This is a genomic window from Bremerella sp. TYQ1 (assembly GCF_020150455.1).
Lineage (GTDB): Bacteria > Planctomycetota > Planctomycetia > Pirellulales > Pirellulaceae > Bremerella > Bremerella volcania_A.
On the sequence record NZ_CP083740.1, the window covers coordinates 3,478,237 to 3,490,202 of the forward strand.

The 11,966-nt window shown below is 51.1% G+C and carries 9 protein-coding genes; 3 read left to right on the top strand and 6 right to left on the bottom strand.

Translation table 11 applies throughout. The annotated features are described in order from the left end of the window. Window positions 1–404: 404 nt before the first annotated feature. The 4 genes from LA756_RS13770 to LA756_RS13785 all read right to left on the bottom strand — a co-directional run bounded on the left by LA756_RS13770 (window position 405) and on the right by LA756_RS13785 (window position 7,335). Window positions 405–1,220: a ParB/RepB/Spo0J family partition protein gene (locus LA756_RS13770; RefSeq protein WP_261362035.1), complete on the bottom strand. Its 816-nt coding sequence runs from the start codon at window positions 1,218–1,220 to the stop codon at window positions 405–407. 175 nt (window positions 1,221–1,395) lie between these two features. Continuing rightward, window positions 1,396–1,767 (bottom strand): DUF1580 domain-containing protein, encoded by a 372-nt coding sequence (locus tag LA756_RS27345; protein ID WP_369123631.1) that lies wholly within the window; start codon window positions 1,765–1,767, stop codon window positions 1,396–1,398. Window positions 1,768–3,809: 2,042 nt separating this feature from the next. Further along, window positions 3,810–5,576: a helix-turn-helix transcriptional regulator gene (locus tag LA756_RS13780; RefSeq protein ID WP_224435306.1), complete on the bottom strand. Its 1,767-nt coding sequence runs from the start codon at window positions 5,574–5,576 to the stop codon at window positions 3,810–3,812. A 16-nt stretch (window positions 5,577–5,592) separates the two neighbouring features. Further along, window positions 5,593–7,335, bottom strand: coding sequence for a DnaB-like helicase C-terminal domain-containing protein (locus LA756_RS13785; RefSeq protein WP_224435307.1), 1,743 nt, complete (start codon window positions 7,333–7,335; stop codon window positions 5,593–5,595). A gap of 1,037 nt (window positions 7,336–8,372) precedes the next feature. Here LA756_RS13785 and LA756_RS13790 point away from each other — a divergent pair. After that, window positions 8,373–8,882: a hypothetical protein gene (locus LA756_RS13790; RefSeq protein WP_224435308.1), complete on the top strand. Its 510-nt coding sequence runs from the start codon at window positions 8,373–8,375 to the stop codon at window positions 8,880–8,882. Between the two features lie 27 nt (window positions 8,883–8,909). After that, complete coding sequence (locus LA756_RS13795; RefSeq protein ID WP_224435309.1) at window positions 8,910–9,275, top strand: hypothetical protein; 366 nt, start codon at window positions 8,910–8,912, stop codon at window positions 9,273–9,275. A gap of 14 nt (window positions 9,276–9,289) precedes the next feature. On the opposite strand, the gene LA756_RS13800 is transcribed toward LA756_RS13795, so the two are convergent. Next, a complete protein-coding gene (locus tag LA756_RS13800) occupies window positions 9,290–9,622 on the bottom strand; it encodes a hypothetical protein (RefSeq protein WP_224435310.1) in 333 nt (110 codons plus the stop codon). A gap of 256 nt (window positions 9,623–9,878) precedes the next feature. Here LA756_RS13800 and LA756_RS13805 point away from each other — a divergent pair, with 256 nt between their 5' ends. After that, the gene (locus LA756_RS13805) at window positions 9,879–10,790 is read left to right on the top strand and encodes a DUF6602 domain-containing protein (protein WP_224435311.1); all 912 of its coding nucleotides are present in this window, start codon (window positions 9,879–9,881) and stop codon (window positions 10,788–10,790) included. A gap of 180 nt (window positions 10,791–10,970) precedes the next feature. Here the strand turns inward: LA756_RS13805 and LA756_RS13810 are convergent, their stop codons facing one another. Continuing rightward, window positions 10,971–11,966, bottom strand: a complete 996-nt coding sequence (locus tag LA756_RS13810; protein ID WP_224435312.1) for a tyrosine-type recombinase/integrase — start codon at window positions 11,964–11,966, stop codon at window positions 10,971–10,973.

Genomic DNA, 11,966 nt, shown 5'->3' on the forward strand with positions numbered 1-11,966 from the left:
AGCTGGGGTCGGCAGGCCGGCTAGAAAGGCATAGAGATACCATCGGATTGCTGCCGCGGCATCGCCGCACGGATACTAAACCGGCTTCTTCCAACTTCCGACAGGCACGATAAGCCACCGAGCGATCTATTCCAGCCTCCTTTAGGATCGCAGGTGTGAGCAAGAGGTGGTTGTGCCGATGGAGTCGCGCTGACTGTTCGAGCAGTAGGATAGCCATCCGATATGACTGGCTCAAACGTGGCATCGATATCAGCTAGGTAACGAGGCACAATTCGGATCGATGGCGACTGCGGATAGTTCCGTGCGAATTGGAAATTGATCATGTTACTTCTTACAACGACAAAACTGCGGTGCGGTAGCTAGAAACCAAATCATCAAGTCGGACACCGTGTCCGACGAATTGATCAGTCCATGTCCAACCTTGACCGTATTTGATTCAGGTCGTCATCGTGAGCCGCCAGCTCCAGTTCTTGCATGTGCTTGCAAAAGATTGCGGCTTGCTCCAGCAGACTCGCCGTTGCTTCGCTCCTGGATGCCTTACCAACGATTTCGTCTGCGTGCTCCATCATTCGCCCGAGTTGATCTTCTAGAAAAAAGACAAAGACGGCATAGGCATGCGCTGGGGAATTGTCATCGATGGTTTCTTTCGGTTTACCTAGGGCAAGGGCCGCAGCAGCAGCCTGCTTGGGAACCGCACCATCGGCAATAGCCTGTGCTACTCTTTCCTGTTCAATAATAGGCAAAGAACCAAGTTTCAGTGCTTTATTCATAGGGAGTTGCCGTATGGACACCGCATCTTGGATCGAGCGTGGAAGCTCTAACAGCTTCAAGTAGCGATCTATCGTCCGTCCCGAGATATTACCACCAAGCTGTTGCGCGAGCCTGTCACGGAACTCGACGCCAGGACAACCCCGGCGATCACGTTCCAAGTCCACGAGAGCTTGAATAGCCCGCGCTTTGGCGAGGGGGTCAAGCTGCCGGCGTATCAGGTTAGCCTTGATGAAACGCTCGTCGATTTCATCTTGCGTCAAACCGTCGTAGATAACGACTTCGATGACTTGGCGTCCGAGGTGCTGGTAGGCACGCACACGCTGATGGCCGTCGACAATCGTTCCATCCTTGGCGATCTCAATCGGTTGCCGAAGACCGTTCTCGTCAATGTCGACGACCAGAGCCTGAAATTCCAGCTCGGATAAATTGCCGTAGACGTCTTGCTGCATTGAATGTGGTCGCAATTCAGCAATGGGACGCGTTGTCGTATTCATTCGAGTGGCTCGGTGTGGTGGTTTAGGGTGTCTTGGACAATGCTGAAAGACTAGCCTGATTCTGCGTGTCATCGGAAAAACCTCATTTCCCGAATGCAGTTGAGTGACAAGGTCGGGTACATCGTCTCTATCAACGCCGGTCAGCCTGGAGATCGTCACAAGGTGAGGAAGCACGTGACTCGATGGACTGCCGCATTGATTCTGCCCGTCGATTCAAGAAGTCTCGGAAAGCGGCATTGGTCGTATGCCACTTCCCATAGATGGGTACGGCCTGCAGCCTCACTCCTCCAGACACTCCATTACGGAGCCAGCGCCAGACGGTAGGTCGACTTGGCCGCTGACCTGTAATTTGTTCAGCGACCGAGGCGACTGGAAGCAAGTCGCCGTTCTGCAGCAGATCAGTCACAGATAGGCTCCTCTTATAAGTCGGGAGCCTAGCGCAAGAAAAACCGTAAATGCGCGCGGACTCCCACCGGAATTGGTGTAGGTCTCTTTCGCACACTACGGTTAGCTAACCGGTCGCCTTACGCGTGCCGGGGTCCGTTTATCTGTGTGGAAGGTTGTCGGGTATGACTTCCTTCGCTTTCCATCATTGCAGAGAGTTAAAGTGAGTCAAGCATCGCTAGGCAACTATCGCAATTCTGTTTTGCCAAACACCTTTCCTCATCTCAGGACTGTGTCTGTCGCCACGTCTGTTTTGATCGAAAGGAGTGTAGGCTTCCCAGAGCCCTGAGAGCCAATTGCCTGTGAGAGCTGTGACAGCCAATCGGCCAAATTGAAATGGCTGTGAGCGTGTTTAGAGCCATCTGCTATAGCCATCTTTCCCTACGATTCGTCCCATGGCCTCAGCTCCCATTGGGTCTTTGCCAGGTATCTGTCCTCAAACTCACCCAGTGTAAAGCTGAGATCGCTCTTGGCCACGCTGCTCGCGTGGTTGCCATCCAGGGCCGGACCTCGCAGATCAAGCGACCCGTGAATATCGCATGGATAAGCCGCAGCGATAGCTTCCACGCTAGGCGCAGCGGTACCTTCTCGCCTAAGCGCAGCAGGGGCCTGGCCGACACCCTCTTAAGCATTCTGGGCGTATAGAGCCAACTGTGCTCTCAGTACAGTTTGGGGCAGTCCACCGCCGGCCATCGGGCCAGGCTGCGGCAGGAAGCCCTGCATGGCTTGCTGAGCCTGGCCTAGCGGAACTGCGGTCGATCCCCCAGGGGCAACAGCGGCCTCTTTCGTGTTCGTTTCAGCAGCGGTCGAACTAAGAGCGTCTTGGAGCGAGAGACGGAAACCCGCTGATTTCGCTGCTCTCTAACGCAATCCTTTAGCCGGCAGCACCTTACGAACTTTTCCCTTCATCGCATTCGTACGGGGGCAGTCACGGACAGCGTACAAAATGCTCCCTCCGTACAGGTTTTCTCCCGTCGCCAAATCGCTGTGAGAGCTCTGAGAGCCCTTTGGCCTGTCAGACACGCTACGCTGCGAGGGAAATGACAGGTCTACTACCATGGTCAACTCTTGGTTCAAACCCGCAGAGCGACGCATAGGCTCTATGGGGCCGGCAATCGGAAGGCTCACTAAGCGAGCGAGCTAGTTAAGACTACTTTTGTTGATTCGTGGAGCTCGGGAAGTGGCAGGGGCAGAGCTAATGATTTTGCTAGGTAAACCCTAAGCTTCTGTTGTCACCTTGCGAAACAAAGTTGGTTCACATCGACGATTGGCAATCCTACCAATGGACCTGGTTTAGGCGAATACTTGGCCTCCAAGCAGTCGATCCAAGGGTAGGGTCGCTGACTCAATACGTGGCACGATGGCGTGGGGATCTTTCGATGAGTAGACCATGGGTGATTGCAGCATTTTTGCAAAATACTGTCAGCAGGGAGTGAACTAACAACGTGCGATCCCTTCTCGGCTCCGACATCACAGAAGAAGATAATTGACACAAACCATTGCAAGACAGCCTATTTCACGATCTCTGCGTCACCCATCGATCGAGCCTTCGTACGCTAATGACGCGAATCGACCAACGATATCAGCGCTCGTAGAGGCCGGTTTTGGCTACCGCTGCGTGAAAGAATATTGCGAGTGGGCCCAGGCGAACTTGGCATTGGGCCCCCCAGATAGAAAGGGCACTGGTGGGCCTTTTCGAGTCGATTGTCACTTCCCATAAAAGTGAGCTGCTCAAACCTAGATGTAATGAAAGGTTTTCAAAGGCTGCAAGTTACTGAGGAGGCACTTCTCGCAGGGCAGCGTGATCTCTTTCGGTCTGCAACTCCTCAGGATACGGGCAGTTACCAAGATAGGCTCGCGAAATGGCATTGCGATAATCGCTCCTCTCGTCCAGCGGACGGCCGACCAACGGCCGACCGCAGGTGAACTTTGGTGTTCTTTAGTGGCGGCTATCGTCCCCGCTGTAACACGCTTTGCTGTCACGAGATACGACACCTTTCTGTCGCCAAACTACTTCCCTAAAGGTGAACAACCTGGTTACACATCACCCCAAAAAGTGAGCAGATTGGTTACATCTCATCCTAAAAAGTGAGCAAATGGTTACGTGCGAGCTTCCATACTGATTAGCCAAGTCTCAACCTGAGCGGCACGATCGGCCGGCCATTTGCCGCCGTTTAGTAGTTTGCTTACATACGGTCGTGACGTCCCGAGATAATCGGCGAGTACCTGCTGTTTAATCCCCAGCCGTGCGAAGCGTTCTCCAAAATTACTGCAATCTTGATTATCCTGACTTAAGGCCTCGTAGCTCGCGAGACCAGCGCGATCCATCAGCAGTTTGCGCAACCGTGCTTCATAGTCCGAAGGTGCGTAGACACGTATGTGTAATAGCTGCAAACGATTCCAACTCGCCTTGTGGTGAGTCAGTTGTTGCATCTTCTCCAAGTCGAACCATTCCTTGGATCTTGGAAGAAGTCCAACTACTTTGAATCCCAGTTCACATTCAAGCTTTCTAAGGTCTTTCAGCCATTTGCGAGCAAATCGCCTCATCTCCTGGTCATTCGCAGCACCAATCTCATATCCGCACTTCGACAGCCAACCAGTTCGCGACCTCCCAATAACCTGATAACCGCATCCACGGCGATGACCATTGCCACCGAAGACCACGTACGTTTGGCTGGGGTCTAGAGATGGACATTTTACGACCTCCTTGATTGAACTCCCAATTACTTGCCGATTCCGAATCTCTTCAAGAGTCTTACCCTTCTTTCGGCGCGTTACTTCGCGAAATAGCCCGGCAAGCAATTGCTGCACTCGGCGAGAAAAGCCAGAGAACTTCGCGGGGCCCAAAAGTTTCAAAGGGAGGTTGGTCGTGGCAATCTGACCTTCATTTCGACTAGCTTTGAGCAACGTACCTGATTCACCACTCGGCTCCCGCTTGAAGTCGTAACGACAGCGATCGCCATCAACGTTCGTCAAGTAGTTTTCCAGAACACCGAGAAATCCCCTACCGACTTGCACTTCATAATGACCGTGGCGGCGTTCACTACTATGTAGAAGGCAACAGGGGGGGCAGTTGGGCGAATCACTTGAATTGGTGGAGATAAACTTAATATTTGCGAGCGCGACAGAATGAGAATTAAGCTGGGGCTGCCAGCCATTCCCTACAAATCTCAGGGCTTGACTATGCAGTCCAGTAAGTGAGATTAGAGCTCGCCGTATGTCTCGTCGCCAGTTTTGGGGCCATCGCCTGCGTTCTCCCCAGAACATTTCTCCGATGCTCACATCTGGGATCGTCACGATTGATGACCGCTGGGCGAGCACCTGAAAATGGATTAACCAAAGCAGCTGCTCCGATCTTCTGTATACCAATATATTGGTGGCAACTTTATTCAGGGTTTCTTTCAATTCGCTTTTTTGATACGCCAAGTCATGGCAGCGTTCTCTTACCAGTGGGTCTAGTACGTTTGGAGACTCCCTCCACCAAGTGATTCCATATCCGAAACGGCTTCGCACGCTATTATGACAAAGCGTCCTTAACTTCAGGGCCCACGTGGTACCATCTTCGTCATGGAACAATATGCCGCCGTAGTTCTCCTCAACTTCTCCTAGCATTGCCTCGACCGTGTCGCTGCGCAGATCCAAGGTCGGTTTGCCTTGCGGATTAAGTTTGCCTCCAGCCATTTGCCAAGAGACCTCCCCGTGCTTTTCGAGGATTTCCTTTGACCGTTCACGTAGTAATTCGTCGAGCCAGGGCCACTCAGAGAGTCCGCGAAATGGAGAGCGTTCACTACTTACTAGTGTGAACAGCTGTTCCTGTACAGTATCCGTCATGACTGTGTCAGGGATCTGATTGACTAAGTAAGACATACTATGCGTTGACTATCTATGTAATGGGGATGCTACTTTCGGAACTTTGTCTTGGCTGACCAGTCATTTCACTTTGAGCCTCGGCAGCCCCTGCGCGATCGCCTAGTCTTGATGGACGAGATGGAGTAACAAAACTGCGAGAAGAAAGTTCCGTAAAGTGGTTCTGTTGATAATGAAACTCCATGGGAATCTCACCACGTTTAGTACCGTCTCGACCTTTCTCGACGGTAAGAATGACTGGCGATATGCCCGAATTTTCAAGCGTCTCGTATTGACGCTCAATTTGATCGTTGTTTCTTAAGCTGTAGCAATCCTTGATGTCCTCGGCACTCATACGCCTGTAGAGAAGAACAGCATCCGCCCCGTAGCCTAGACGAGCTGATCCCATCAACTCCTGCAGCCGTTGTCCCCAGACAATCTTACGGTTGTTTTCCGTTGCGCCGGCAGGCTTCCTGGCCTCGGAAATTGCGATTAGTGCATCACCTATTGGATTGGAATCCATTCTTGAACGATTCACGACGTCCTGCAGTACACGCATTCTTTGCTTGTCTGCCTCCAAATCACTCAGCCCAGCCTTTCCCGGCGAAAGCAGTTGGAGATAGTCAAGTACGACTAACGCTCGGCTGGCGTTCGCCCGGGACTTGATGTCATTTACGTATTTTTGGATCTGCGTAGAACTGAGATCGTCACCTACTTGAGATCGATCAATAATACAGAGACGTCGATCGATCTGTTGGTCAATCATGCGTTGGCGACCGAATTGAATGCAGTTCAAGTGTTCGGGGCTGAAGACATTTTCGCCACCGTTTCGATAGCCAACTGATCCTAGGACATAGGTGCTCCAATCCAGTCGTGAAAGCATGCACTTGGCGCGAGTCATCAACTCATCTCGTGTCATTTCTAGTGAGATGAACACGACCACCGCATCATTGAAAGCGTGGGCCCCGCAGACTCCCAATGCAATCTGCAGGCACAATGCCGTTTTGCCGACGGAGGGCATGGCCCCAAGCAATGTAAGGCCCCGTAATCCGAGTAATTTTTCGTCTAGCTTCGTCAGCCCTGTTTGTAGTCCTACCAGATCACGACCACGAGTGATTGCCAGACGTGATTCATGCTCGTCCCAGATGTCTCCCATCGTCCGAGGTGGAGGAGAAAATAGCGTTTCAATGGAGTGACTCTGTTCGATGGCGTGCTGCAAGAATGGAACGATATCCGCGGGTGCCAAATTAGGTCCATGACTACCTACGTACTGACGGGTTGGCAGAAAGACGGACCGCTGATAAAGGAATCGCTTGAGGACCGTACGCGCTCGACCAATATCAAGCGACTCACGCGGAGTCGCAAGCCATTCACCGACTCGATTATGAGGTCCTGTCAGCAAGTTATAAACATCTGGCGAAATCATGATTTGTGGCTGAGAACTGCGATACTCGTGAATTGCACTGACAATTCCTTCCACTGTGAACGGAGCTGGATATCGACTGCACATTGCCATCCAAACGCACCGGACAGCAACTTCATGGTCATGAAAATAGTGTTCGAGTACATGCGGTCTTGCTTCTGCGAAAAAAGACGGATCGCAAAGAAAATGCTTAAAAAGCAGATTGAGGTCTTCAAACTGGATCGTGGGCTCCTGGAGAGTAAATCGCGATGCCCGAGTCGCAAGGTCGAGTGATCGCAAATAAGCAAGTTGTGCGTCGGAATCTGTCGACAAGTTGACCTGACTGTTATCTGGCAACGATGCGTGATAGTGGTTCATTGATTATTGTCCTGTCTGCCTCGGCTCTTCCGCGAATGACTCAAGAAAGACTCGTCGAATAAATCGAGCGATGATCAGCACATGCCCTACAGTTGGCGTGTGGCTGAAGACTTGCCCAGATTACTCGATTCCTGGCGATTTAACCGTTACGAGTTGCCGCCTTACCGACTATTCGTAACGATCTAAATCTGTTCTCAATTCTGGAGTCGAAAACGATGCTCTGCAGTCGACGACTCATTTGAAAAACATCTGTCACGTCGTGAGACAGAACGGGTTACAAGCACCCGTCAGTGGGTAGAGTGAGCAAGAGCTCAAACGTGGCAATGCGATAGAGAATCGCCCTCAGTGGTCACGATTCTGGTTTTAATCACCAAACCGAACTCGTCAAGTCAAACGCGAGAAAACTCAGCAAATTCTCGCTCCCAGAGAAGGCACCGCTGTGGGAGTGAAAAATAGGCGGTTTGGTAGGCATAGGGATGTCGCTCCACTACCGACTTGAACACTGCTCGGCTAATTTGACACCAACGAACGTTATCGTGTTGCCCAACGACAGAACCAGGATGGCGGTGAGGGTAGCAGCTAATTCGGACTTCCCAGAAATCGGTACTTGTCGCAAGCAAAAAAAAATAGCTGGTAGGGTATGTAGTCGTTGGAGGTTGCTTAAGGAAAACACTGGAGGCGATTACATGGAAAGAGTGGCGTCTAGGGGCCATTTTTAATTGGAAGCTCCACCGTCCAACACCGCCTGATGTTCTGGCACTATCCGGCTCGGTCATTCTTGGTCTAGCCAGTATTTTGCATTTATCGTCAAACCGATAAGCCCGCGATATTATGCGAACAGCTGCGACACGTTCAAACGGGCGTTCATTCAACGGCACTTGAAAACGATGGGCAAATAGACTTTTATGATATAGCCTCGATGTTCGCTTGTGTGTGACCCTGTTGATGTGGTATCAAGCACATTTTACAAGCTTTGTCGCCTTGCCACAGACCTTTACGGAAACACCAAATCGTACAATACGGTATTCCACAGATATATGACTGAATACTTTCACGCCACCGTCAACATTCACAAACAAGGCGCGGTCATTTCCGTGCCCACTGGATCGACCTCCAACGCATATAAACATGCAGTTTCTCAGGGCAAGCAGTGGGTTGAGATCCATCTTGAGGCATTACGAAATGGGCGAGCAACAGATCGTCAATTCGCGGTCTATGCGTCTGATACTCCTGCGAACGCCGCACTTTTCGCCATCTCGCAGAACTCTGGTGTGACAGTTCACGTCTACGAAGTTACTCCCGATATAGTCAATCCATCACCAATGGCCGTAATCGGGCATCTCGGTACGAAAACAGCCGCTTTCGCCCAATTACCGTTAGCAATTGATGAATACTGGGAGCCCCAAATGAATTGGAGCTTTTTGGAATACCCAGCAAATCAATTGACCGTGATTCAAGAGATCCCATTACCCGACGCGATTGCGTTGGCGAGTGCTCAATATGCGTACGGCAATGATTGTCAGCTTGCAAAACATACGTGGCCCTAGAGTTAAATTGTCTTTAAGGTCTCAAGTGTGATGCAAGCATCTGCAGACAACGATAACCTGCGATTTCCTGTCTGGGCACTCTGCTTAGAATCAGAACTGAACTTGGAAGGTGAGTTATTCGTGATTGGCGACGTTGATGGTGTCGAATGCCTGATGATGTATCGCAATGAGGAACTTGCTGAGCTTGTAGTTGAGCAGGCAAACAGTCAATACGCTGACAAGAAACACAAATTGCTTACATATGACAACCGGCAAGATTTCACTGAGCAGTTGCAAGTAATACCTCACAAATATCGTCATATTTGCTGGAATAAGCCGTTAGGCGCATCTGGTACTTTTCAATTGCAGGTAATTGATTGTCTGCTAGGGTGGTTGATCCGCCACCACGAATGACGATGATTTGCGTTTTAGCACTTGAATGTCGGATGATCAGTGTTATCGTCGGAGTCGTCGAGCCGGTCGATGCAAAATGGAGTGTCAGCTACTTGTTCGTCGATCCCGGCTCCACCCAAGGCTCCACCAAAGGCTCCAACGAGCCGGGATTCATCATAATGAACACGGCGTCGGGCCGATGGGCTGACAACTCGGTGTGATCGGCTGGAGTGTGGTCGTGGCTGACGATCGCCAAAACGCTTCGGCACTCCACGACCTCCTTGGAAGCGAGTTCGACCGAGTAGAAGTGACCGAAGCCCCGACTTCTCCTTCAACTGCTCGGCAGGAATGAAGGGCTGCGTTGTCACTTTTTCTTGTCCCGCTTCACCTTCACTATCGACTTTTCGGCCTGCGCCATCTTCATTTGCAGGTTAGGTATCTTGGCGCTGGTTTCCTTGGTCCTTGTCGTTCACTCTTGTTTATGGTGATGGCCCTTTCCGACTCGATTCTATCGACTGCGGTTAAGCGTCAGTAGAATGCAGGTTATCGAGTAGTTTTCATTCGACAATGTGCTGAGGACGGACCCGATGGACGATAGACAAATTCTATTCACGGATCGCCAAGATGAGTACCGACAGCCCTGTTCCTACTGAGAGTGTGCCGCCACGAGATGAAGGACTCCTCCGATTCTACAGTTCGGAGGCAGAGGCACTCCTCGCACAATATCGACGAATTGACTTCCTGCTTGGCCGATCTTCGCACGATCACTTGCACACTGGAACTTTGTGCGAAGTGTTGTTGCGAGACTACTTTCGTCGAGTTCTCCTGCCGTGGATGGGTGTGGACAAGGGATTCATTTATGGTCGAACAGCGGATGACCACGGGGCCGAGTCCTCGCCGGAAATTGACATTTTGATTCACGATCAACAAACATACCGTCCCATCTTTCGGATGGATGATTTCGTTATCGTGCAGCCTGAATCTGTCCTCGGCATTATTCAGGTGAAGAAGCGACTGAACACACTAGGCAGGAGCAACCCGCTAAGAGAAGGGCTTTGCAACGTCGTCACGGCCAAGCGCCATGTCTTGACCCAGCTACGCCGCCGTCACGCCTCTCACAGCCTGCTTGAGCGCCGGTGTGGCAGAATTGTCGGAGCTGTAATTGGCTTTGATGGACGAACGCTTGCGAGGACGTATTGGAGATACCTGAATCGAGAGTTCATGAACCACTCTGAGTTTATCCAACAGTTTGTTCACAACGTCCAAGGCAACGTCTATGCCATGCCGCATTTCGTTGGATCGTTATCAGGACACTTCTGCTTACGATCACGATTCAACCGAGATCAACTTACGTATCGATGTTTCCCCTCCTCATTTGAAGGACACAACGTGTCAGCCCAAATGCTTGCCGATATTTCAGCATCCTTGATTTGGGGTAGTCCCTTGGATCGTGACAGTTCGCCACCTTTTCAGTATCCAGAGGGATTTCGTCATGAATCCGAACACATCGTCAGAAACGAAGAGTCCGCTGATTAGCTTCAAATGCTCGCATGAGAAGCCAAGCCCCGCTCCCTTGCGGGAGCGGGGCCAATCCAATTCACACAGCGCCGATGCCATACATGCCAACCCGAATAACGAGTCCCTGCCAGTTGTTGTCCTACCACTCACAAGTATTCGTTATTTCCGAGCCCGTTTTTAACCAACTTCTTCCTTTCTTCAAAGTTCCCCTGAGATGGCACTAAATCCGGTACTACCCAGCCATCTCACCGCTGCAGAGAACTGCTCTTGGCTGGGCGTAACATAGTGCCGGCCAGCAATTGTTTCAGGTGACTGTCCCAAGAACTGCACAACATATCTACCGTAGATTGGATGCTCTTCCAGTTTCGACGATGCCGTTTTCCGGAACGTCTTGAGGCTCCCCGTAATCACGACTTCTTCGTTCTTCAGCTTCCGAATGACTCGATCGAAGGCGCTCCGAATCGCATCGGTTTTTATGAGTTGCCCCTTGGGACCGTGGTGTCGTGTAATGAGAGGCTTTTGATTCTCCGATACCAGCGCGAGGGGCTCGCCATGACGGTTTACCAAAGAGTCATCCGTATTGAGGTGAACTTTTAATAGCCTTAATGTTTCTGGCCATAGTGGATACGCCACTGTGGGAACATTTTCATGAGCTTCCGTCTTGAACCGCTTCCGAGTTAATTCTCTCTGTCGAAAGTCTATCGCAGTCTTAGACAATTCGGCGATGTCGATTTGTGTTCCGCCGGTATTTAACATCAGAAGTATGTAGAGCTTGGTCCGTTCGCTGGCGGCTTCTAAAAGAACTTTGACTTCATCGTCCGTGAAGATTTTGATCGTGCCACGCAACTTGAACCCCAATTCACGGCTGTTGAGATTATGAGGCATTGCAATTCGTCGCCGACTTGCCAGCCACCTAGCGAACTGCCGAAAAGACGCGAATAAGTCACGGGCGTAATAGCGGGAGTATTTGCTAGACCGGCATTGAGCGAGGAGGTGCTGATAGTAGGTGTCCACAGTCTGTTCATCGACGCTGGCCACGGGTGAATCAGGTTGAATCCACTGAAGAAATTTTTCGAGGTGACCGCGTAAACTTTCAACCCGTTCGACACTTCGCTCCCCAGCTTCGGCTTGCGAGCGTTTGAAGGCCATGAAATCATCGACACTCGAACGGATCGTTTGCTCAACAGGCGTCAC

Coding starts and splice junctions, on each gene's coding strand:
- LA756_RS13790 (WP_224435308.1), top strand. CDS start 8,373: ATGACTGAATACTTTCACGCCACCGTCAACATTCACAAACAAGGCGCG.
- LA756_RS13785 (WP_224435307.1), bottom strand. CDS start 7,335: ATGAACCACTATCACGCATCGTTGCCAGATAACAGTCAGGTCAACTTG.
- LA756_RS13805 (WP_224435311.1), top strand. CDS start 9,879: ATGAGTACCGACAGCCCTGTTCCTACTGAGAGTGTGCCGCCACGAGAT.
- LA756_RS13770 (WP_261362035.1), bottom strand. CDS start 1,220: ATGCAGCAAGACGTCTACGGCAATTTATCCGAGCTGGAATTTCAGGCT.
- LA756_RS13780 (WP_224435306.1), bottom strand. CDS start 5,576: ATGTCTTACTTAGTCAATCAGATCCCTGACACAGTCATGACGGATACT.